We start from the raw sequence: 22,782 nt of genomic DNA on the forward strand, positions 1-22,782 counted from the left end.
TTTTATGAATGATTTCTAAGGCCCTACGGCTTCTGCATCTTTTAATCCATAACGTCCTGAGGCGATGTGGACTGCATGACAATTCATTCTTTTTCTGCCAAAATTAGGTAACGATAAATCGATCGAGCAATGCCATCCGGCGACAACAAAAGCGGTTCTGGACTTGATCAAAATGCTGACGGTTTTGTCGACAAACAAAAGCCCCTCGCCTTGGCGTCGGATGATGGAGGACTGCCATTATTTAATTCGAGTGGGCAACTGTATTCAGATCAATCAACGAAATCCCGTTCGCCAATTCATGCCATTTCTGTTTCGGACGGATTTAAGGTCCTGGTTGAGGGGAAGGAGCGCAGAAATGGCCTGTTTCGGGTTTTAAATGTTAATTCGGCGGGTCGTATCAATGGACGTACGAAATGGCGTCCTCTCAATTGGGCTCTGAAGAAGGGTTGGGAGGACCGTTTTGGAGATGTCATCCAAGCCGATGGCATTGTCGGTGTGGAGAAGGATGCGGATGGGGATGGGTTTCTCGATGGTGGAGTGGAATATCTGATGCCGTCTTCGGACGGACCCGTCACGTTGAAGAACGCGGCTGGCAAGGCGCTAAGCGATCAGAGTTCAAAACGATGGGATGCGATTCAGGCTGTTGATGTTGAGGAAGGGTTTCAGGTTCTGCTCCGCAAATCAGGCCGCAAAGGAAGCTTGTTTCAGCGTCTTGATGTGAATCCCGATGGGACGGTATTGAGTAAAACAGGTTGGAGGAATTCAGCCAAAGCCCTGTTCGCCGGTTGGGATGCGCGTTTTCAGTCGGCAATTCTTGCGGACAGCAGCAGCGGTGGTGGCATCACGGCGGCTTCCGTTGATGAACAGCCTCCCATCAGTCATCTGATCTACACGGCGACGGCGACGGATCTGTCGGAGGTTGTCTACAGCCTGGAGCCGTTTGATGGTTCCTCCCTGGATGGCTTGTCGATCGACTCCGCTCTCGGAGAGGTTCGTCTGTCCACAGAGGCGTTGATCGCCATACCTGAGCGGCTGCAGTTCAAGGTTGTTGCGACAGATCTTGCAGGTAACAGCAGTTCCCTCGATGTTGTCGTGGCACTGACCGTTGAATCACCAGAGCCGGTTGACCTCCCAGATGACGGTGACGTTTCAGAGGACGGCCTTGTTCCAGATGGGGATGCTTCGGCGTCAGGGGATGGAGCGCAGTTGAGCATGTTAAGCCTTGATGTGCCATCGATGGATGGTTCCGGAAGCGAGGCGAGTGATGGGGCGTCGTCCAACGCCGATGAACAATCGGATGGCAACACCGTTGTCGATGAGGATTCGACCAATGACGATCCTGATGACTCCCCCATTAACGACTCATCCACTTCAGTTGATCAGGAACAGCCAGAAACGGAGCCTGCGGACGAGGATCCAGAAGCGGATGGTCTGATTTCCGAGTCGGATCCGACGTCGACTGATGGCGATGCGTTGCCCGTTGTCGATAAGGAGCCCGAGACACCGGAGATCCCGGCCCCGGAGCTGACGTCAGCGCTTCGCCTCGATGCGGCATCGGACACAGGCCGCTCGGATGGTGATGCTGTCACTTACGAACGAACCCCTCGATTTTTCGGTGTGGCGACTCCTGGCTCGAGAATTGAATTGTTCGCAGAGTCGTCTGAGGACTCCACTGCAGAGTCGACGTACCTCGGCGCCACACCCGTCGGTGACGACGTTGAATGGCAGTTGACGCTCTCTGATGAGACAGCATTGATTGATGGCCGCTATTCCATCAGCGCCCAGGAGCTGAATGCCGATGGAGAGGAACGTTCGACGACAGGAACTCTTGATCTTGTGGTGGATACTCTGGCTCCTGAATTCACCTCAGCCGCGTCCGCGTCAGCCACATTGACCCTGTCTGCTGATGCGTTCCCGCCGACAGACGGTGTTTTGTTTGTCTCCAATGATGGAAGTGATACCAACCCCGGCAGCTTGCTGGCACCGTTCAGAACCATTCAACACGCGATCGATAATGCTGAAGCCGGTGATGTGATTTCAATCCGTGGCGGAACGTATCGAGAGCGTCTCAGAATTGAGAATTTGAATGGCCGGAAAGACGCGCCAATCACCTTTGAAAATTATCAGAACGAGGATGTTGTTCTGACCGGAGCTGAGCCGATCACGACCGACTGGGAGCCGCATGACGACAACATCTGGAAGACGAACCTGAATTTTGATGTTTCTCAGCTTTATCTCGACGGCCAGATGTTAACGGCGGCCCGTTGGCCGAACATCACAAAGGAATGGGATCGGCTTGATGATTCCGATCGCCGAAATGCAACACCAGATAGTTACTGGGATATTGAAGGAACGCGAGCTCTCGCTCTGGTTGATTCTGAGTTGCCAGATGTGTATACCAATTATGAAAGTCAACAACGATTGGCTGATCTCGGCTTCAGTGTTGATGGGGCCATGCTGGTGCCTCACAAGAGCTTTGGACTGACTCATTCTGGCGAGATTATCAATCACAAGGCTGGTGAATCATCCTTTGACATTGACCCAAACTTTGAATTGTGGCTCCGCAGCCCTGGACAGAAGTCCCTGAAGAATTTCAATTGGACCAGTGGCAACGACGGGTCCGTGGAGACTGCTGATCTCTGGCCTCTCAAAAACGGACCTGTCCAGGGAACAAAACAGTTTCACTATCATCTCGAGGGCCACTTGGGATTGCTGGATCGCCCTCAGGAATGGCATTACGACAAGGCATCTGGAGATCTCTACGTCTGGCTGCCTGATGATCAGGATCCCAATCTCAGTGACTTGCAGGCACGTGCCTGGGATCGTTCAACCTCCTATATCGCTGATCCTGACCAATATCCAGATGCTGATTATCACTCGTTGCTGGAGATCAAGGATTCATCATTCCTAGATTTCAAAGGGATCACCTTACATACTGGAGTTTTTGAACTGAATGAAGCGACTCATTTAAATTTTGATCAGATGCGCTTTCTTTATCCAACCTATGACGGTCGGATGTTGAAGGATGGACAACGCCCTCTTTATAACAATCGAATTCAACCAGTCAGCTTGAAAGGTCGTCCGGAATTGGAGAATGTTCCCGATTCCAATATCAGTTTCAGTAACTCTGAATTTGCCAACGGCATCAGTGGTCTCCTGCGTGCTGCGGGCCCTGGATTGGAATTGAAGAACAGTTATTTGCACAATGTTCGCGATCGAGGAGCCCTGAGGGTCGCGGCGGCACCAGGGATGAATGTTGAGAGAAATACTTTTCACACCTTTGGCTTTGGTGGTGGTGGAAAAATTGGTGATTCTTCTGTTTGGCGCTACAACCATATTTACGCCTTCCATGGTGATGGAGACATTTCAGGGATACAGGTTCCTGCCTCATCTCAAGAAGGATCTTTGGTCGCCTACAACTGGATTCACGATGCCCCAGGCCGGAATGGCATTCGATTTGATGGGAGCCCCGCTGGTATTCGCGGTGCCGCACACCACAATGTTTCAAGGCAAACGCGCCGTGGAATGAGAATCAAAGGTGATCAGCACAAGATCATGAATAATACTTTGGTTTCTAATTTTTCCTACGATATCAGTGCAGACCGTGGCAAATTTTATGGTTACTTGGACTCCACTCCTGGTTGTTTGGAGTGGGAGTGTCGATACATACCATCAAAATATGGGAAGGACCCGAATCGGCGTCTGGGCCATTTCAATTCAACGATTCATAACAACGCTTTTGATCGGATGCCTGATCCCTTTGGCGTTGGTTCACCGAATCATGCCATTGGTAATTCCTATGTAAGCGATCACGGACAAGATAATCGACGCACAACGTTGGTTAAGGAAGAGCTACGGGACCCGGAAAATTTTGATTTCCGCCCAAGGGAAGGATCGCCTCTGATCGACATTGGCATGCATGTTCATGGTGTGACTGATGGATATCAGGGAGAGGCCCCCGACAGTGGCGCTTATGAATTTGGAGCTGATTCCTATTGGATTCCAGGACACCGTACAAACAAAGCCAGAACCCCAATTGCCCCAAATGGTTCAACGACTGTCAAGCCCGACGCTGATTTGATGTGGCTTGAAGGTAAGAATGTTGCGCTGAATCATGTCTACTTTGGTGAGGATTCAAGTAATCTCACATTAGCCAGTTCGCAAGCTAATAATATTTTTACGCCACCAGAAGAGCTGATTCCAAGCCGTACCTATTACTGGCGTGTTGATACAGAACAAACGGATGGCTCCATTGTTAAAGGCGATCTTTGGTCGTTTCAGGTGGCTGAAGCTCGCTCTGTGATGCCGAGCGTTCTGGTTCGTGCTCTGTCTGGGGATTCACTGCCGGTTGATCCTGTGTCTAAGTCGCCTTTGCCCGATTACGACTTTTACATGGGAACCTATGAAGTGACGAATGCACAATATGCGCAATTCCTCAATTCGGTGGCGTCCGTTGATGATTACTATCTCTACGATAAAAAAATGGGTGCGACGGATCTTGATCAAGGCTTAGGTGGAATTACGCGAGACGGTGAATCAGGCGATTATTCCTATTCGGTTGTCCCTGAATTGGCTAATTACCCCGTTACGTATGTCAGTTTCTGGGATGCTGCTCGCTATGTGAACTGGCTGTCGACTGGCAGTACGGAGAAAGGTGTTTACACGATGATGCCCAAGCAGGAAGACAATAAGAATGAGCCAATTCAACGCAATCAGGATGCGTTTGATGATGGTGCCTTTGCGCTTCCTTCCCATGCGGAATGGCTCAAGGCTGGTTTGTATTCGTCTGCGTTGGATCCAACGCTGTATGCCTTCCCAACCCAGAGTGATTCCATCGACGTTGAACAGGCCAATATCGAAGGTTCTTCCTTTTCAGGCCTTGCTCCAGTCGGCAGCTTCGACCATCCCAGCCCCCATGGCACGTACGACCAGGCTGGTAATGCCTGGGAATGGCTTGATGATCTTTCTGAGTTTGAACAAAGTAAATTACCAGCCCGCCTTCGCAAAGGCGGCAGTTTCCTCCATCCTGTGAATCGCAACTCCATGAGTTCGCTGTCCCCTGGTAAGCCCAGGGCAGCGTCTGATCAAGGCCCTGATTGGGGATTCCGCGTTGTTCGAAAGCGTACCGACAATCAGCCTCCTGTCTGGAAATCAATTGCTTGGGAACTGGATGATGCTTTCGTGCAGGAGCCCTATGCATCCTCGATTGCTGATCTTGCCTTTGATGCTGATGGAGACCCTCTCAGCTTTTCGATGCTGGATGGTCCTGACTGGTTGAGTGTTTCGGAGAGTGGACTTCTGGAGGGCACTCCGAATGCCGATGCACTCGGTAAGCATTCCGTTGTTTTCCGTGTTGAAGATTCCAAGGGTGATTCACAAACCCTTCCCGTTCCATACACCATCAAGGTGAAGCCAGACACGAATCCACCTGTTCAACCCGCGATTCCTGAACTGATGAGTCGTGATAATGCTGAAACACCGTCTTTCAAGCAATTAATCAATCATCCATCACCTGATTTCAAGGGCACGGCCGAAATCAACTCTACTGTTGATCTTTTTCTGGATGGCGATCAGATTGGGACTGTGCGTGCTGATTCTTCGGGGCAATGGAGTTTCAAGGACAACCCGCGAAAACTGGAGGATGGTGCGCATCAGCTGACGGTTCGTGCGACTGATCAAGCTGGCAATCAGTCCATTGAGTCGGAAGCACTTGTGTTCACAGTGGATACGCGTGCACCTCGCTTCACCTCGCCCGATCTGGCACCGGCGTTGGATGAAAACAGTGGAGATAACCAGCTGATTTATACGGCCACGGCTGATGATGAAACGTCAGTGTCGTATTCGATTGATGACACTGAGAATTTTTCCATCGATTCTCTTTCAGGCGATGTGAGATTCCTCTTGAATCCTGATTATGAGAATCCTGATCAAGAGCAGCCACGGTCTTTTGTGATCACGGCCCAGGATCAGGCTGGTAACACTTCTGAGCACAATGTTCGATTTGAAGTCAACAATGTCGATGATATTCCGCCGAAGTTTACGTCCGGTGGCAGGGTAAAAGTTAAGAGTCGATTAGAGAGCAGGCAAAGTATTTACAAGGCATCTGCCAATGATGATTCTGCAGTTACATTCTCTCTTGTTGATCAAAAAGCCGATTCCCAAAGCTTTGTTCTTTTGGATGAGACCACTGGCCTTATTGCCTTGAAAGATGGCGTCGCCTACGACAACAACTCTAAGTTGACATTTTATGTGCAAGCAGAGGATGTTTTTGGCAATGCATCTCAGAGGAAAGTTAATGTGACGTTTAAAAATGTTGGTGATAACAGCTCTTCCGAGGATGCTGAGTCTGCAGGCTCTTCCTCGGGTGGCGACGGCAGTGCTTCTGATGCATCAGATCCCGCAGATCAATCATCAGGATCTGATGTCGTGACTGGCCAGAGTATCCGTTTGGTGGCTCGTGAGACTTACAAAAAGAAAAGTGCTCAGATCATCAAGGATTTTGATCCAAGTTCCGATCGATTGGTGATTCGGGCCGAGGATTTTGGCCTTGTCGATGGGGCTGAGATAGGGATTTCCAAAAACAGGAAGATGTTCAGGGATCTCCAGAGACGTGATACAGACTTTATTTACAGAGCGAACAGAAAGGATGGTTACATTCTCTTTAACCAGAACGGTGACGAGCCTGGATTGGGCGATCTTGGAGGGGTGGTTGCTGCGATCAGGAATTCATCGCAGTTCAATGGCTCACAATTCACTACCGATTTGGTTGAGATGATCTAGTTGGATGGTGCCGTGGCCAGCGCAGTCTTTTCGGTCCATGCCGCCTGCACACCGGCATCATTGAGAAGCTGGCGGTCAGCATCCACATCAGGGTTGCCGGTGGTGAGCAAGGTATCGCCGTAGAAGATCGAGTCTGCTCCAGCCTGGAGACAAAGAATCTGTGCTTCCCGGTTCATCGATTCCCGTCCTGCACTGAGCCGTACCCGGGAGCGGGGCATCAGGATCCTGGCGGTGGCCACCATCCGCACGAGGTCGAGGGGCTCGAAGGGCGCCTGACCTTCCAGCGGTGTGCCTTCCACCGCCACGAGTCCATTCACCGGCACGCTTTCGGGATGGGGATCCATCCCCGCCAGCACCTGCAGCATGGAGGCACGATCCCGCAGGGTTTCACCCATGCCGATGATGCCGCCGCAGCAGAGCGTCACCCCGGCCTGGCGCACCCGTTGCAACGTTTCCAACCGCTCTTGATACGTGCGCGTGCTGATGATCCGGTCGTAGTGCTCCGGGCTGGTGTCGAGGTTGTGGTTGTAAGCGGTGAGCCCGGCTGCGGCGAGCCGTTGCGCCTGGTGATCGCTCAGCATTCCCGCCGTGACACAGGCCTCCATGCCCATGGCACGCACGCCACGCACCATCTCCAGCATCGCCTCAAAGGGAGCGCCATCGCGGATCTCGCGCCAGGCCCAGCCCATGCAGAAGCGATCGGCGCCGGCGTCTTTGGCTGCCTTTGCCCGCTGCAGGATGGGCTCCACCTGCATCTGGGCCTCAAAGGCCGACACATCGCTGCTGTTGTGAATCGACTGCGAGCAATAGGCGCAGTCCTCCTCACAGCCGCCGGTCTTGACGCTCAGCAGCGAGGCCAGCTGCACCCGGTAGCCGGGGTTGGCCTCTCGATGCACGTTCTGGGCCTGCCAGAGCAGCTCCATCAAGGGCAGTTCCAGCAGTCCCTGGATCTCCTCAATGCTCCAGTCGTGGCGAATGCTGAGGGTCATGGCGTGATGGGCTCCAGCCCGCCGAAGCGACGCTGGCGGCTTTGGTAATCGAGCAAGGCCCGCTTCAGGGCATCGGCGTCGAAGTCCGGCCAGAACACGTCGGTGACGTGGATTTCCGCGTAGGCCAGCTGCCACAGCAGAAAATTGCTGATCCGGTGCTCACCACTGGTGCGGATCAGCAGATCTGGATCCTGTTCCCCACTGGTGAACAGCTCGGCGGCCAGGCTGTTTTCGTCGATGCTCTGGGGATCCAGCTCTCCAGTTGCCGCCCGCATCGCCAGGCGCTGGGCCGCCCGCACCAGCTCGCGGCGTCCGCCGTAGTTGGTGCACACGTTGAAGTGAATGCCGTTGTTGCCGGCGGTGCGTTCCATCGCATCGCCGATCAGGTCCTGAAGTTTCTGCGGCAGGGCTTCGAGGTCTCCGAGGAAGCGGATGCGCACCTTCTCATCCTCAAGGGTCTGCAGTTCCTTCTGCAGCACCCGTTCAAACAGGGTCATCAGAAAGTTCACCTCGTCCCCGGGCCGGGCCCAATTCTCCGTCGAGAAGGCGTAGGCGGTGAGGGCTTCGATGCCCCAGTCGTTGCACAGCCTCAGGGTGGATTTGAGCGCTTCCACACCAGCCCTGTGGCCCATCACCCTCGGGAAGCCGCGGGACTGAGCCCAGCGGCCGTTGCCATCCATGATCACCGCCACATGGGCCGGCAGCCGCAACGGATCGAGCTCCGGCGGGCAGGCGGAACAGGGTTGGGCGTCGGTGCTGGTGGCCGGCGGTCGGCTCAAGACAGCGTTTCGGACGGTGAACTTCCCACGCTACGCCGCCCTGGTGGCGCAGGTTCGGCCTGGAGGAACAACTCCTTCAGCAATTCCTGCAGGCGGCTGCTGGTGATCGGCCGTTCCAGGCGCCCCTGGTTGGCCAGGGACAGGGTTCCGGTTTCCTCGGACACCACGATGCTGATGCAGCGATCGAAGCGCTCGGTGATGCCGAGGGCGGCGAGGTGGCGGGTGCCGTAGCGACTGACGCTGTGGCGGGACAGGGGCAGGATCACACCGGCAGCTTCGATGCGGTTGCCGCGCACCAGCACCGCACCGTCGTGCAACGGGGTGTCGACGGCGAACAGGTTGAGCAGCAGCTCACGGCTCAGCTGCGCGTCAATGGAGACGCCGGGGTTGAGGAAATCTTCCGGCCGCAGATCGCTGCCGAGATCCACCACGATCAAGGCACCACGACGCAACTGCGACAGTCGACCGGCCGCTTCGGTGATCTGGCTGACGGTGCCGGCGGCGGCGCGAAATTCGTTCTGGGGATTTCCCAGCAACACCGCCAGTCGGCCGGTGCCGAGCAGTTCCATCAGACGCCTCAGTTCTCCCTGCCAGAGGATGGCCAGCGACAGGGAGCAAGCCATCACCAGGGCATCCACCAGCTTGCTGGTGAGAGGCAGGTTGGCAAAACGCTGCACAAACCAGGCCATCGCCACGAGAAACAGATAGCCCCTCAGCAGCCAAAGGGTTCGGGCCTCATTGACCCGAGAAAACAACAGGAAGCCGATTGCGGAGGCAAACAGAACGTCGAGAACCAGGCGCGGGTCAACGCCCGCCAGCACGTTCACTCCGTCGGCTTCACCGCTGGTTTTAACGTACCGCCCGGAAGCGTTCTGGCAAAACGTCGTAGCGCAGCAGATCATCCGGCTGCTCCCGCCTTTGCACCAGTTCCGACTGGCCTCCCTGCACCAGCACGGCAGCAGGTCTCGGAATGCGGTTGTAGTTCGAGCTCATCGAGGCGTTGTAGGCGCCGGTGCCGAACACCACCACCACATCGCCGCTGCAGCTGCTGGGCATCGGCAGATCCTTCAGCAACACGTCCCCTGATTCGCAATGCTTGCCGACGAGATTCACCGTTTCGTCATTGCTGGCCAGGGGGCGATCAGCCAAGCGCGCTGTGTAGAGCGATTGGTAGGTGATCGGCCGGGGGTTGTCGCTCATGCCGCCGTCAATGGCGACGTAGGTGCGCACTCCGGGGATGGTTTTGCGGGATCCCACCGAGTACAGCGTCACTCCGGCGGTGGCGACCAGGGAGCGCCCCGGTTCGCACATCAGCCGCGGCAACTCCAGGTTCCGCTCGCGGCAGGCTGCCGTCACGGCCTCAGCGACGACCGTCACCCACTGCTCGATCGTCGGGGGATCATCCGACTCCACATAACGAATCCCCAGGCCGCCGCCAACGTTCAGGTCGCTCACTGGATGGCCGAGGCCCAGGGCCAGTTGCAGCGCATCGGCCATCACTGCGGCGAGGTCCCGATGGGGCTCCAGTTCAAAGATCTGAGAGCCGATGTGGGCGTGAAGTCCGGTGACCCTGGCCCACGGTTGGTTGACCAGCTGCTTCAGTACCGGCTCCAGCTGAACGGGATCGAATCCGAATTTGCTGTCCAGGTGGCCGGTGCGGATGTATTCATGCGTGTGGCATTCAATGCCGGGTGTGAACCGCAGCATCAGCCGTGCCGGATCAGCGTCCGCTGGGATCAGCTCCGCCAGACGATCCAGGTCGTGCTGGTTGTCGACAACGATCGTGACGTTGTTTCTGTACGCGAGCAGCAGCTCATCATCGGATTTGTTGTTGCCGTGCAACACCATCCGTTCACCGGGCATGCCGCCTTGCAGGGCGGTGAGCAGCTCACAGGCCGACACGGCATCAAGGCCGAACTGCTCGGAGGCCACCAGGCTGCTCATCAACAGGGAACTGTTGGCTTTGGAGGCATAGATCGGTAACGACGGCCCGGCGTAGTGGCGTTCCAGGGCATCGCGGTAGGCGCGACAGGCGGCCCGCAGGGTTGCCTCATCCAGCACATACAACGGTGTGCCGTAGCGCTGGGCCAGCTCGCTCAGGCGGCAGCCACCCACCACCAGGCGGTCCTGATCGTCCAGTGTTGTGGTGAGTGGCGCCAGGTTGCGGTTGGGACTGATGGGATCCCGGCCGGCCTCGAACGGCCTCTGGCTCGTGATGGTCTGGGTCAAGACGGACCGGCGGACTTGATGCAATCTAAGAATTCAGCCTTTGGATGCCCGGTCCCGGTCGTGAACGGCTCAAGCTTGCGGCTGTTGCGTCTTGATCCGTCCTGGCTGGCGGCCTGCATGGCCCTGGACCGGCGAGCCCTAGATGGCTTCTGGAGTGAAGCCCAATGGCAGCGGGAATTGACGGAACCGGGTCGGCTCTGTGTGGGTTTGGTGAATGGAGCCGAGCTGCTCGGGTTCGCCTGCGGCTGGTTGGTGATCGATGAATTGCACATCACAGCGTTGGCCGTGGATCCCCAGCATCGGCAGTTCGGTTGCGGTGGCAGGTTGTTGCGGGCGTTGCTGCAGCAGGCCCACCAGCAGGGAGCGCGTCAGGCCACCTTGGAGGTAGCAGCGGACAACGCCGCTGCTCTGGCCTTGTACGCCGCTGAAGGCTTCACGACCACTGGCCGCCGCAGCCGTTACTACAGCGACGGTCGTGATGCCCTGATCCAATGGTTGGAGCTGCCGTCCTAATAAGGGACGGTGTGGATGTTCAGGGGTTCGGTTTTCTCTCCACCGTCAATAGAAACGAGGTCACATTTTGGTGTGTTCGTTGTTAACTAAGGGCCGTTCCAGGCCAGACTGTCACTGGAAAGTGACCGAACCGACCGAACAGTCGCACGAGGCGCCAACCCCTGATAGCTTGGTTTGACTCCACATCGGCCTCAACGATGTTCGAACGGTTTACCGAGAAGGCCATCAAGGTGATCATGCTTGCCCAGGAAGAGGCACGGCGTCTTGGTCACAACTTCGTGGGAACCGAGCAGATCCTGCTCGGATTGATCGGTGAAGGCACAGGTGTTGCAGCCAAGGTGCTCAAGTCCATGGGGGTCAACCTCAAGGACGCCCGTGTTGAGGTGGAAAAGATCATCGGCCGAGGTTCCGGCTTCGTGGCGGTTGAGATTCCGTTCACCCCACGGGCCAAGCGCGTGCTGGAGTTGTCCCTTGAAGAGGCTCGCCAGCTCGGCCACAACTACATCGGTACGGAGCATCTTCTCCTCGGTCTGATCCGTGAGGGTGAAGGAGTTGCCGCCCGTGTGCTCGAAAACCTCGGCGTCGACCTGGCCAAGGTGCGCACCCAGGTGATTCGCATGCTGGGTGAAACCGCGGAGGTGACCGCCGGTGGCGGCGGCGGCGGCGGCTCCAAGGGGTCCACCAAAACCCCCACACTCGATGAATTCGGCAGCAACCTCACCCAGCTGGCCAGCGAGGCCAAGCTGGATCCGGTCGTCGGTCGTCACAACGAGATTGATCGCGTGATTCAGATCCTTGGTCGTCGTACCAAGAACAATCCGGTGTTGATCGGTGAGCCGGGCGTCGGCAAGACCGCCATCGCCGAGGGTCTGGCCCAGCGCATTCAGCAGGGTGAAATTCCAGACATCCTCGAGGACAAGCGTGTTCTCACCCTTGATATCGGTCTGCTTGTCGCCGGCACCAAATACCGGGGTGAATTCGAGGAACGCCTCAAGAAGATCATGGAGGAGATCAAGTCCGCCGGGAACGTGATCCTGGTCATCGACGAGGTGCACACCCTGATCGGAGCCGGTGCTGCCGAGGGGGCCATTGATGCTGCCAATATCCTCAAACCTGCCCTGGCCCGTGGTGAGCTCCAGTGCATCGGTGCCACGACCCTCGACGAATACCGCAAGCACATCGAGCGGGATGCGGCCCTCGAACGTCGCTTCCAGCCGGTGAACGTCGGTGAACCCTCCATCGACGACACCATTGAGATTCTCAAGGGACTGCGAGAGCGCTACGAGCAGCACCACCGCCTCAAGATCACGGACGATGCCCTCGTGGCAGCGGCCACCCTCGGCGATCGCTACATCTCCGACCGCTTCCTGCCTGATAAAGCCATCGACCTGATCGATGAGGCAGGTTCCCGGGTGCGCCTGCTCAACTCCAAGCTGCCCCCCGCTGCCAAGGAGGTGGACAGGGAGCTGCGGGCGGTGCAAAAGCAAAAGGAAACTGCGGTTCGCGATCAGGATTTCACCAAGGCCGGTGAACTCCGCGAGAAAGAAGTGGAATTGCGTGAGCAGATCCGCACCCTGTTGCAGAACAGCCGCAGTCAGACCCCTCTCGAGCCGGCAACGGACGTTTCCTCAGCGGAGGCCGATCTCTCAGCAGAGATGTCGTCGACAGCTGAGTCAACCCCGGCTGCACTGGCTGACGGCGGTGAATCCACACCGATGGTGAATGAGGAGGACATCGCCCAGATCGTCGCCTCCTGGACAGGGGTTCCCGTTCAGAAGCTCACCGAAAGCGAGTCGGTGAAGCTGCTCAACATGGAGGAAACCCTCCACCAGCGTTTGATCGGTCAGGACGAAGCGGTGAAGGCCGTCTCCAAGGCCCTGCGTCGTGCTCGCGTCGGTCTCAAGAATCCCAACCGTCCGATCGCCAGCTTCATCTTCTCCGGCCCGACCGGTGTCGGTAAGACCGAACTCACCAAGGCGCTGGCGGCTTATTTCTTCGGCAGCGAAGAGGCAATGATCCGCCTCGACATGTCTGAATTCATGGAGCGCCACACGGTCAGCAAGCTGATCGGTTCACCTCCGGGGTATGTGGGATTCAACGAGGGTGGGCAGCTTACCGAAGCCGTGCGTCGTCGTCCTTACACCGTGGTCCTCTTCGACGAGATCGAGAAGGCCCATCCCGACGTCTTCAACCTGTTGCTGCAGTTGCTTGAAGATGGGCGCCTCACCGACTCCAAGGGCCGCACGGTCGACTTCAAGAACACCCTCGTGATCATGACCTCGAACATCGGTTCGAAGGTGATCGAGAAAGGTGGTGGTGGTCTTGGCTTTGAGTTCTCAGGAGAGAGCGCTGAAGACTCTCAATACACTCGCATTCGCTCGCTGGTGAACGAGGAGCTCAAGCAGTATTTCCGTCCGGAATTCCTCAACCGTCTCGACGAAATCATCGTGTTCCGTCAGCTGAGCCGTGATGAGGTTAAGGAGATTGCCGAGATCATGCTCAAGGAGGTGTTCAGCCGCATGGGCGACAAGGGCATCACCCTCACAGTGTCCAGCGCCTTCAAGGAACGTCTGGTCGAGGAGGGTTACAACCCCGCCTATGGAGCCCGTCCATTGCGTCGTGCTGTGATGCGTCTGCTCGAGGATTCCCTGGCCGAGGAAGTTCTCTCCGGTCGCGTCAAGGATGGCGATCATGCCGAAGTGGATGTAGACGAGAACAAGAAGGTTGTCGTGCGCCATAAAGGTCGCGCGGAGGCCACTCCCCAGCTCGCCGGCGCCAGCGTCTGATGTCCGCACCCATCTCTGCCCACGCCATCGCGCCTACCGCGATGCTGAGGGGAGAGGGTGCTTGGGCGCAGGCCCTGCCGCAGATTGCTGCCCTCAGCAACACGCCGTTGCTGCTCGGCCGCAGCAGCGCCACGGCTGCGATTCGTGGTCGACTGCTTGCCGACCTGCAGCATGCAGGCCTGTCTCCGCACCCTGCCCAGCTTCAGTTCGATTGCTGCGAGGACGATCTGCAGCGACTCGGGCGCGACCTGACCGCCCATGGCGATCACCCTTGTGATGCTGTGATCGCCGCCGGCGGTGGCAAGGTTCTCGATGCAGGGAAACTGCTGGCCAGTCGCTTCAACCTCCCTTGCATCACGGTTCCCTTGAGTGCCGCCACCTGTGCCGGCTGGACGTCCCTGGCCAACCTTTATTCGCCGCAAGGTGCCTTCCAGTCGGATGTCGTGTTGCCGCGTTGTCCGGATCTGCTGGTGTTCGATCACGCCCTCATCCGGCAGGCACCCCCTCGAACCCTTGCCAGTGGGATCGCCGATGCCCTGGCCAAGTGGTACGAGTCGTCGGTGAGCAGTGCCTGCAGTGAGGATGGGCTGGTGCAGCAAGCGGTGCAGATGGCCCGGGTGTTGCGGGATCAGCTCCTGATCGACAGCGTCGAGGCGATGCGCGATCCCTCAGGAGAGGCCTGGGTGCGTGTCGCCGAAGCCTGCGGGCTCACCGCCGGTGTGATGGGCGGCCTGGGTGGCGCCCGCTGTCGCACTGTGGCGGCCCATGCCGTGCACAACGGTCTCACCCAGCTTGCGGCGGCCCATGGTTCGCTCCACGGCGAGAAGGTCGGCTTCGGTGTCCTGGTGCAGCTGCGGCTTGAGGACCGTCTTGGTGAGAACCGTCTCGCAGCCCAGGCCCATCGTCAGCTGTTGCCCTTGCTTCAACAACTGGAACTGCCGGTGAGCCTGGCGGATCTCGGTCTGGCGGAGGCCAGCCTCAGCGACCTCCAGGCGGTGTGTGATTTCGCCTGTCGCAAGGGCTCCGATCTGCATCATCTGCCCTTTCCCGTCACCCCTGGCGCCTTGCTCGAGGCGTTGGTCGGGGCGGCTGAACCGATCCCCGTGCCCTCTTGACCACACTGCTGGAGCAGCTCGGCCCTGAGCTGCTGGATCCTCAGGCACGGGCTCTGGCGGATGCAGTGCAGTGGTGGGATCTCCCGGGCCTGGGAAGCTCCGATCCCTTTCCAGTGGCTGTGCTCGGGCAAGGACCGCCTTTGCTGTTGCTGCACGGCTTCGACAGCAGCTTTCTGGAGTTCCGTCGCATTGCGCCCCTGCTGGCGCCGCACGTTCAGCTGTTCATTCCCGATCTGTTTGGTTTTGGGTTCACGCCTCGCCCGAAGGGCGTTGCCTATGGCCCCGAATCGGTGCTGCGCCATCTCGATGCCCTGTTATCGCGTCTGAAGGCGGAACAAGGCTCCTCCGGTCAGGAGGGTTCTGGACAGGCCAGTTCTGACAAAGACAGTTCTGAGCAAGGCTGTTCTGACCGAGGCTCTTGCCAAGAGGACTCTGATCAAACCGTTGCAGTTGTCGGTGCCTCAATGGGCGGTGCGGTGGCGGTGGAACTGGCCCGGCGCCATCCCAACCATGTCGGCTCATTGTTGCTCCTGGCCCCCGCCGGTCTGACGGGCCGGCCGATGCCCTTGCCACCCCTGCTCGATCGCCTTGGCGTCTGGTTTCTCTCCAGGCCAGGCGTTCGTCGGGGGTTGTGCAAGCAGGCGTTCGCTGATCCAGCGGCGTCCGTCGGTCCGCCTGAGGAGCAGATCGCTTCGCTGCACCTGCAGGTTCCTGGCTGGGCCGATGCCCTGGCCGCCTTCGCTCGCAGCGGCGGTTTCGCCAGTTGCGGCTCACCCCTGCCAAGCCAGCCCTTGCATGTGATCTGGGGTGCGGAGGATCGTATTCTGCGGCCTCCGTTGAAACAGGCCGTGCTGGATCTCCTGGAGCAACCGGTGGAGACCTTTGAAGCCTGCGGCCATCTGCCGCATCTCGACCATCCGCAGCAGGTGGTAGATCGCGCGCTCCGTCTGTTGCGCCCATGAGTGTTTTCCCCTCACCTCGCAGTGGACCGGTGCTGCAGCTGATCGCCAGTGGTTTGAAGCTGTGGATTCGCAGCTCCTGCGAGAGCATCGGCGATCTGCAGCTGGAGCTGCAGGGGTCAGGCCTTGGCCTGCTGCAGGGCAAGCTTGATGGCGTCACCCTCACCGCCCGCGACGTGTGTTTTCGCGGACTGCCGCTGCAGCTGGCGGACCTGCGCAGTGGTCAGATTCAGGTGACTCTGACCACCGGGGGCGTGGTGCTGCAGCAGTTTTTTGATGTTCAAGGTGAGGTGACGATCACCGGTCGTGCCCTGAATGAGGCGTTGCTGTCAGAGCCCTGGCGATGGCTCGGCGACTGGTTGGCCGAGCAGTTGATGGGGCTGACTCCCCTTGGTGGTCTGTTGATCGACAACGACCAGATGGAGCTCAAGGCTCCCGTGGCCGCGCACAAGGATCCGGCACGACGCCGGTTTAGGTTGCGTGCCGCTCAAGGCACCGTGGCGATCCAGCCCATTGACGACGACCGCACGACGCTCTTGCCGATGGATGAGGGCATCCAGATCGAGCAGGCTCAGCTGCAGGCTGGGATCCTGCACCTGCAGGGTCGCGCCCGCGTCACCCCTTAGGCAGCAACGGCAGGGCAAGGGTGATCGCGTAATAGATCACAGCGGGAGTGAACAGGTAGCTGTCGATGCGATCCAGGATGCCGCCATGGCCCGGCAGCACATCTCCGGAATCCTTCAGGCCGGCATCGCGTTTCATCATCGATTCCGTGAGATCCCCCACCAGGCTGATCAAGGCCACCAGCGCTCCCAGCAGCAAACCCGGCAACCCAGCCAGGGGCCAGCCCAGCATCCAACCGCTGATCAGTCCGACGGCCATGGCGCAGGCAAATCCGCCGATGGCCCCCTCCACGGTTTTCCCCGGCGAGATCGGCGAGAGCGGACGGCGGCCGCAGCACATGCCGAAGGCCCAGGAGCCGATATCACTGGCGACGATCATCAGGCAGGCCGACAGGGTGATCGCCAGGCCACTGTCGAGCCAGCCCCATGCCTCAGGCAGGGACGCCAGGCTCGGGGCCAGTTGCGGTGCACTCAGGTTGCGCAACTGCAACCAGTGGCTCGGCAGAAAACCCAGATAGAAGAGTCCAAAGATCGAGGCGGCGACATCTGCAATCGAACCGGTGACCGGCTGCAGCAGCAACCAGGCGCAGATGGTCGCCCCTGACAGGGGAAGAACCGCCTGGGGGATGACATCCGGCAGGCCCCCCTGGATGGCCCACTGGGTGCTGAGCAGCAGCAGCTGACAGACCACCAGGGTGGTTTTGGTGGCTGGACGGATGCCCTTGAACTGGGCCATGCGGAAGAACTCCAGCAGGCCGAGGTGCACGATCACGCCCACGGCGATCGTGAACCACCAACCACCCAGGGCCACCACAATCAGGCCGAACCCCCCCGCTGCTGCACCACTGGTCAAGCGTTTGCGAAGAGAACCGGGTCTTGGTGTCAGGTTCGGCGTTGCGGCGGTGACCTCGCTGATCACAAGTTTCCGATGGGAGGTTCTGGGATCCCTCCCGAGCAGCGTACCAATCGCCTCAGGTGATCACGCTGAGATCAACGTCGGGAGCCGTGGTTTGAACACCATGGTGTGAGCAAATGGAAACGTGGTCATCGCGCGACACCACGCCTCCAAAGATCGAGCTGATGTCGATGTAGGGGTCGATGCCGTAGTCGCTGGTGTCTCCACCACCACCTCCTCCGCAACCACCACCGCCACCGCCGGTACCGCGCACGCGTCCGCCGCCGCCGCCGCCGCCGCCGGGCGCCACATTGTTAACGGTTTCTTCGGTGTCTGGACCACTGGTTGCATAGTCCGCCTCAACACCGATCTCTTCAAGAGAGGCATCGTCTTCCTCAACTTCGGAGTCGGGATCATCCGTGAAAACCGATGTGATCTGCGGTATGAACCATTTGCTCAGGAAGTTATTGACTCCAGGAATCCGATCCGGATGAGTTGTGATCTCCAGATCTGCTTCTAGTACATTTTTTTGATTTTTCCGGACTTATTTTTGGATTTAATGGTGACATTATTGCCTGATCCTTTGATCTTCAGATCAGACGAATAAACAACATTGGGGATTCCATCAGGCTACCGGGGGGAAAGACTTCCCACCACATAATTCGTTGCCGTGAAGCGTCCTTATTCACAGGATCCCAGAAAGCTAGCCATGGCTTCTCGGGAGTCCTGATGCTTTCTTTCTGTTCCAGGTTTTCTGAAACCAGTGTGGACAATGCAGTACCAGAGCGGATGTCGAACAGCTCAGGCCACTTAGCTCAGACCACTTAGCTCAGACCACCTAGCTCAATCCATCCTTGAGTGCTCGAATCACACCGTCGTTGATCAGGGCGCTGATCAGCTCCCGTGTCTGTTTGTGGCTGCGGCCGAAGTATTCAGCCTCGTGGCAGAGAGAGGCGATCGTGTGTGTTCCATCGCAGTGATTGACCAGGAGGGCTTCATCGGCATTCAACAAACGCACACGGGGTTTGTGATCCTGATCGGCATAGATCAGGAACGTGCTGGGACCGTCCGCGCAGAACGGCACCTCCTTCGGGTTAGTGCCGTCCTTGACCCGTTGGCTCAGGCTGACGAGGTCAACACCGCTGATGCACAACTTGGAGGTTGGATTGAGGGTCGGTCGCTGCCAGATCGATGAACGGTGATGCAGCTTCTTCTGGAGAAGCTCCGTGGATTCATAGGAGCGGTGCGCGATCAGGGAGACCCAGTGGCAGCGCCAATCGAGCAGGGCGGCAGCCACCAGTGCCATCGATGCCGTGAAACCGCAGACGCTGTTGAGCTTCACGCGATCGGACATGCGAACCCAGTCCTCTTCTTCGAGGGATCCCAGGTAGCTCACGAATTCCATCGATAACGCCTCTGCGTTCAAGGGTTCGCCGAGGGAATCGGCGTAGAAGCGCTCGATCAGCTGTTCAAAGTGTTCGGCGCCCATCATCCAGCGCACCGAACGGAACACCTGGTTGAGTGGATCCACCGTGCGCGCCATGGCCCGATCCAGATAGATCCTCAGCACTTCACGGCTGTCCTTGAAGGCTGGCGCGGGAATGATCTGATCCAGAAGCCACTGGCGCGGTTCGCTGTGCAGGCTTGCCAGGAACTGCTGTTGCAGCCGCACGATCTGTGGTGATCTCATTGGGCGTTCTCGAGGGCGTAAGGACGCAGGAACTGGTTGACGTGCTGAACCTGATTGAGAGCTCGCTCCAGTGATGGTTCGGCGCTGTCCAAGTCGACGATGGTGGGCCAGGCACCGAAGTGAGCCAGCGATTGCTGGTACAGGTCCCAGACGTCGTCTTGGATCGTCTCCTTGCGGTTGTCGATGTGGAGCACACCAGCTCCAGCGGCTTCCGTGGAGCTGCCCGTCAGGTGAAACCCCCGCACGCTGTTGACGTTGAGCTGTGACAGCGTTGTCCAGGGATCCTCCTGGAAATTCCTGGCATTGATCAAGATGCTGTTGATGTTCAGGCGCACAGAACAGCCAGAGCGTTCCGTGATGGCATTGATGAACTCGATCTCCGACATGTCGGAATCCTTGAAACGCATGTAGCTGCTGATGTTCTCCACCAGAATTGGGGAGCCGATCACGTCCTGCGCCTCCTCGATCCTGTCCGCCAGGTAATCCACGGTTTCTTCGTTCTGAATCAGGGGAAGCAGAATGTGGAAATGATGCTGGGACAGGGAACTCCAGGAGAGGTGATCGGAGAAGACGGCCTCCGGATGCTCCCGGAGCAGTTGACGCACGAGCAGCAGATACTGCTTGTCGAGGGGTCCGGAGGACCCCAGCGACAGTCCGTAGCCATGCAGGACAACGCTGTATTCCCGGCGCAGCTCATCGAGCTGGTCCCGGTAGGTGCCACCGGCCTCCTGCATCAGATGTTCCGGATTGATCTGGATGCAGTCCAGATCCGGGCGCTGCTGGAACAAGGTCACAGCGTTCTCGTGGCAGAGGTTCAGGCCGGCTGAGGCACGTTTCAGCCTCGTCGACAGAGGTTTGAGTCCTGCCGTCGCGCTCATGGCAGAGCATCTCGATCACTGTTGTCAACGTAGTGACTCAACAGCGAATTGATATGTGATTTGATCCATGGCGCTCTGCCGGCGCCGGTTATTCAACGATCTCCAGGCGCACGGGAACCTCGCCGGCCTGCATCATCCGAAGTTCGCTGGCGGCGCCATGGGCGAGATCGATGATCCGGTGGCGACGATGCGGCCCGCGATCGTTGATCCGAACGACAACCGAACGACCGTTGCTGAGATTGGTCACGCGCACAAGGGTTCCGAACGGCAGGGTGCGGTGGGCTGCGGTGAACGTGCCGCGTCGCAATGTTTCGCCACTGGCTGTGCGACGTCCATAGAAGCCAGGGCCGTACCAGCTCGCCTGGCCGTTCACAACCTGCATCAACCTGGACTGGGCGGCCAGCGGTGCCGTCGACAGCGACATCAGCAGCAAAACACGAAGCAGCACCGCAGTCATCGGTCTGAGCGCATTCAAGCGATCCGATCTGGATTGCGCTCCCCATCCACAAGACGCACTGTCTGAGGGATCTGATCGCCCCAGCACTGCTGCTGCTCGAGCAGCCAGCGCCAACGCGGGCCATCCAACCGTTCCCCCGGAACCAGCAAGGGAATCCCTGGCGGGTAGGGACAGATCGGTTCGGCGGCGATGCCCCCTTCCGCTTCAGTCAATGGCACGCAGCGCGCTGCAGCTCGCCAGGCCTGGCCCAGGGGCATCGAGAGTGTCGAGACCAGGGGCAGAGGTGGGCGGCTGAAGGCTGCTTGCGGCTGGCGATCGGGGTGGGCCTTGAGCAGTTGTCTCCAATGGCGGGTGATCAGGGATGTCAGGCCCCGGCGTTTCGCCAGACCCAGGCAGAAGGTGAGTGTCGCCGGTTCCGGAAGTTCCGCCACCAGGCCCCGCGGCAGCAGCCAGGCATCGGCTTCAGGTCCACTGATGCCAACGGCCCCCGTGTGCAGAACCAGCCTCAGTGGGTCTTGATTGGGCAGCAACGGCAACCCATTGCCGCTGAGCCGTTCACGCAGTTGGCGTGCCTCCTGCAAACGTCGCATGAATTGTTGACGTCCTCCCTGATCACACCAGGCCATCACAGCCGTTTCACAAGAGGCCAGCAGCAGGGCGCTGGGACTGGTGGTTTGCAACCAGCCGAGACTGCGCGCAACAGCCTCGGGGTCAACGCGTTGTCCCTGCAGCCAGAGCACCGCGGTCTGAGCCAGCCCGGACGATGACTTCTGCAGGGAATGCACCACCAGATCCGCTCCCCCGTGAAGGGCGGACGGCGGCAGCTCAGCATCGTGCCCCAGCGCCAGGTGGCTGCCGTGGGCTTCATCCACGAGCACGGGCCAACCCTGTTGCTGCAACAACTGGATCACGGCGGTTGGATCGTTGGCGTAGCCCTGATACGTGGGGTGCACCAGCACAGCGGCGGCAACCGGTGGGGCATCTCCCGGCAGTTCGGCCAGCACGCGCTGCATCCAGGCGTGATCGGCGGGGGCCGGTTGACCGCGATCACTCTGGAAGGGCAGATCGAACAGCAGAGGGGTGAGATCGCCCAGCAGACAGGCCTGCAGAAGACTGCGGTGGCTGTTGCGCGGCAGCAACACGGCTTGGCCGGGTGCGGCAAGGGCCAACAGCGCGGCCTGGAGCATGCCGGTGGCGCCGTTGACGCCATACCAGGCGCGCTGGACCCCGATGGCCGCGGCGGCTTGTCTCTGACTGTCGGCGACGGCTCCCTCGCTGATCAGTGGGCCGCCGATGCTGGGCAGTTCCGGCAGATCCCACAGGCCAGGCCGCTGGCGCAGCAGACGCTTGACGCTCGCCGGCAGGGCCAGACCACGGCCATGGGACGGCAGACAAAGGGCCGTACCCAGTCGACGCTGCAGCAGGGACGGCAGCGTCATCCCTTCAGTGGATCTCAAGCAACGCTAAAGGACAGACGTTGTTGAGTCCTGGGCGTGTTGTTCACGGTTCTTCAGTTGACAACCCACTCAGCCATCACTGTTGCCATTGCTGAAGGCATGGCTTTGCGAGGATTGAATGTAAGAAATTCAATGGAGATTGGCAGTGATTTTATATATGACTTGTCTGTATTTAGATGACGTTTTGACTGAAATTGTCGGTTCGCTGGGGTTGATCGCTCTGGTTGATCGGTCTAATCGATCACTCTGATTGTGCTGTCAGCAATTGTCGATTGGTTGCATTGGTATCGTTTGATCAACGCCGCCCGATTATTGGATGGGTACGATGCGATCTGTTGAACGAGGCGTCAACGAACAGTCTCACCGGTGGTGAGCTGTATCCTTGTTTGAGTGCTCTTCTCAGGTCAATAACCTGGTTTGCGTGGTGTTTCGACAGGTTGCTTCACGTGGCCTTGCAGTGGGTCCGATCATCGCAGGATCGAATCATGTTGATTGCAGGTCAATCATCGTTCCTGATCAAGCAGTCGCTTCGGCCGTGCTGCTCTTCTCGACCTGCGTCTTGGCTGACTTTTGTGGATGTCGAAAAAAGCCGGTTTTTTTCCGACAAGAAAGCTTTTTTCGTACCAAGATCA

The 22,782-nt window shown here is 58.3% G+C and carries 16 protein-coding genes; 6 read left to right on the plus strand and 10 right to left on the minus strand.

All coding sequences use genetic code 11. From position 1 onward, the window contains the following. The first annotated feature begins 129 nt into the window (after positions 1-129). Positions 130-6,780: an Ig-like domain-containing protein gene (locus KR100_RS14435; protein WP_081858881.1), complete on the plus strand. Its 6,651-nt coding sequence runs from the start codon at positions 130-132 to the stop codon at positions 6,778-6,780. Here the strand turns inward: KR100_RS14435 and bioB are convergent. The 4 genes from bioB to lysA are packed head-to-tail and all read right to left on the minus strand — an operon-like array spanning position 6,777 to position 10,777. Then, positions 6,777-7,769, minus strand: coding sequence for a biotin synthase BioB (gene bioB / locus KR100_RS06950; protein WP_038544329.1), 993 nt, complete (start codon positions 7,767-7,769; stop codon positions 6,777-6,779). The two genes, KR100_RS14435 and bioB, sit on opposite strands and share 4 nt — an antisense overlap. Further along, the gene (locus KR100_RS06955) at positions 7,766-8,548 is read right to left on the minus strand and encodes an isoprenyl transferase (RefSeq protein ID WP_038544331.1); all 783 of its coding nucleotides are present in this window, start codon (positions 8,546-8,548) and stop codon (positions 7,766-7,768) included. Before KR100_RS06955 ends, bioB begins: the two co-directional genes overlap by 4 nt. After that, positions 8,545-9,375: a diadenylate cyclase CdaA gene (gene cdaA / locus KR100_RS06960; protein ID WP_038544333.1), complete on the minus strand. Its 831-nt coding sequence runs from the start codon at positions 9,373-9,375 to the stop codon at positions 8,545-8,547. The genes KR100_RS06955 and cdaA overlap by 4 nt, the downstream gene beginning before the upstream one ends. 22 nt (positions 9,376-9,397) lie before the next feature. Continuing rightward, the gene (gene lysA, locus KR100_RS06965) at positions 9,398-10,777 is read right to left on the minus strand and encodes a diaminopimelate decarboxylase (RefSeq protein WP_038544335.1); all 1,380 of its coding nucleotides are present in this window, start codon (positions 10,775-10,777) and stop codon (positions 9,398-9,400) included. A gap of 117 nt (positions 10,778-10,894) precedes the next feature. Between lysA and rimI the strand changes: the two genes are divergently transcribed. The 5 genes from rimI to KR100_RS06990 all read left to right on the plus strand — a co-directional run bounded on the left by rimI (position 10,895) and on the right by KR100_RS06990 (position 16,776). Then, positions 10,895-11,290 carry a ribosomal protein S18-alanine N-acetyltransferase gene (gene rimI, locus KR100_RS06970; RefSeq protein ID WP_239420447.1) on the plus strand — a complete coding sequence of 132 codons (396 nt, stop codon included), beginning with the start codon at positions 10,895-10,897 and terminating at the stop codon, positions 11,288-11,290. A gap of 197 nt (positions 11,291-11,487) precedes the next feature. Continuing rightward, positions 11,488-14,076: an ATP-dependent Clp protease ATP-binding subunit gene (locus KR100_RS06975; RefSeq protein WP_038544339.1), complete on the plus strand. Its 2,589-nt coding sequence runs from the start codon at positions 11,488-11,490 to the stop codon at positions 14,074-14,076. Continuing rightward, a complete protein-coding gene (locus KR100_RS06980) occupies positions 14,076-15,191 on the plus strand; it encodes an iron-containing alcohol dehydrogenase family protein (protein WP_038544342.1) in 1,116 nt (371 codons plus the stop codon). Before KR100_RS06975 ends, KR100_RS06980 begins: the two co-directional genes overlap by 1 nt. Beyond that, positions 15,188-16,153, plus strand: coding sequence for an alpha/beta fold hydrolase (locus KR100_RS06985; RefSeq protein WP_038544343.1), 966 nt, complete (start codon positions 15,188-15,190; stop codon positions 16,151-16,153). The genes KR100_RS06980 and KR100_RS06985 overlap by 4 nt, the downstream gene beginning before the upstream one ends. Beyond that, positions 16,150-16,776, plus strand: coding sequence for a DUF2993 domain-containing protein (locus tag KR100_RS06990; RefSeq protein ID WP_038544347.1), 627 nt, complete (start codon positions 16,150-16,152; stop codon positions 16,774-16,776). The genes KR100_RS06985 and KR100_RS06990 overlap by 4 nt, the downstream gene beginning before the upstream one ends. On the opposite strand, the gene KR100_RS06995 is transcribed toward KR100_RS06990, so the two are convergent. The 6 genes from KR100_RS06995 to KR100_RS07020 form a co-directional block, all read right to left on the minus strand. Continuing rightward, positions 16,766-17,692, minus strand: coding sequence for a phosphatidate cytidylyltransferase (locus tag KR100_RS06995; protein ID WP_051847367.1), 927 nt, complete (start codon positions 17,690-17,692; stop codon positions 16,766-16,768). The genes KR100_RS06990 and KR100_RS06995 overlap by 11 nt on opposite strands. A gap of 52 nt (positions 17,693-17,744) precedes the next feature. After that, positions 17,745-17,978, minus strand: coding sequence for a hypothetical protein (locus KR100_RS16525; RefSeq protein WP_038544348.1), 234 nt, complete (start codon positions 17,976-17,978; stop codon positions 17,745-17,747). A 528-nt stretch (positions 17,979-18,506) separates the two neighbouring features. Further along, entirely contained in the window at positions 18,507-19,358 is an 852-nt protein-coding gene (locus KR100_RS07005) for a DNA-binding domain-containing protein (RefSeq protein ID WP_038544350.1), read from the minus strand. After that, entirely contained in the window at positions 19,355-20,236 is an 882-nt protein-coding gene (locus tag KR100_RS07010) for a DUF692 domain-containing protein (RefSeq protein ID WP_038544352.1), read from the minus strand. The genes KR100_RS07005 and KR100_RS07010 overlap by 4 nt, the downstream gene beginning before the upstream one ends. A gap of 88 nt (positions 20,237-20,324) precedes the next feature. Continuing rightward, positions 20,325-20,807: a septal ring lytic transglycosylase RlpA family protein gene (locus tag KR100_RS14935; RefSeq protein ID WP_038544354.1), complete on the minus strand. Its 483-nt coding sequence runs from the start codon at positions 20,805-20,807 to the stop codon at positions 20,325-20,327. Then, positions 20,708-22,132: a lysine decarboxylase gene (locus KR100_RS07020; protein WP_051847368.1), complete on the minus strand. Its 1,425-nt coding sequence runs from the start codon at positions 22,130-22,132 to the stop codon at positions 20,708-20,710. The genes KR100_RS14935 and KR100_RS07020 overlap by 100 nt, the downstream gene beginning before the upstream one ends. Between the last annotated feature and the right edge of the window lie 650 nt (positions 22,133-22,782).

This window comes from Synechococcus sp. KORDI-100 (genome assembly GCF_000737535.1).
In the GTDB taxonomy this organism is placed as follows: domain Bacteria; phylum Cyanobacteriota; class Cyanobacteriia; order PCC-6307; family Cyanobiaceae; genus Parasynechococcus.

Coding starts and splice junctions, on each gene's coding strand:
- KR100_RS06990 (WP_038544347.1), top strand. CDS start 16,150: ATGAGTGTTTTCCCCTCACCTCGCAGTGGACCGGTGCTGCAGCTGATC.
- KR100_RS14435 (WP_081858881.1), top strand. CDS start 130: ATGCCATCCGGCGACAACAAAAGCGGTTCTGGACTTGATCAAAATGCT.
- KR100_RS06980 (WP_038544342.1), top strand. CDS start 14,076: ATGTCCGCACCCATCTCTGCCCACGCCATCGCGCCTACCGCGATGCTG.
- KR100_RS07010 (WP_038544352.1), bottom strand. CDS start 20,236: ATGAGCGCGACGGCAGGACTCAAACCTCTGTCGACGAGGCTGAAACGT.
- KR100_RS06975 (WP_038544339.1), top strand. CDS start 11,488: ATGTTCGAACGGTTTACCGAGAAGGCCATCAAGGTGATCATGCTTGCC.
- KR100_RS07005 (WP_038544350.1), bottom strand. CDS start 19,358: ATGAGATCACCACAGATCGTGCGGCTGCAACAGCAGTTCCTGGCAAGC.
- rimI (WP_239420447.1), top strand. CDS start 10,895: ATGGCCCTGGACCGGCGAGCCCTAGATGGCTTCTGGAGTGAAGCCCAA.
- KR100_RS07020 (WP_051847368.1), bottom strand. CDS start 22,132: ATGACGCTGCCGTCCCTGCTGCAGCGTCGACTGGGTACGGCCCTTTGT.
- bioB (WP_038544329.1), bottom strand. CDS start 7,769: ATGACCCTCAGCATTCGCCACGACTGGAGCATTGAGGAGATCCAGGGA.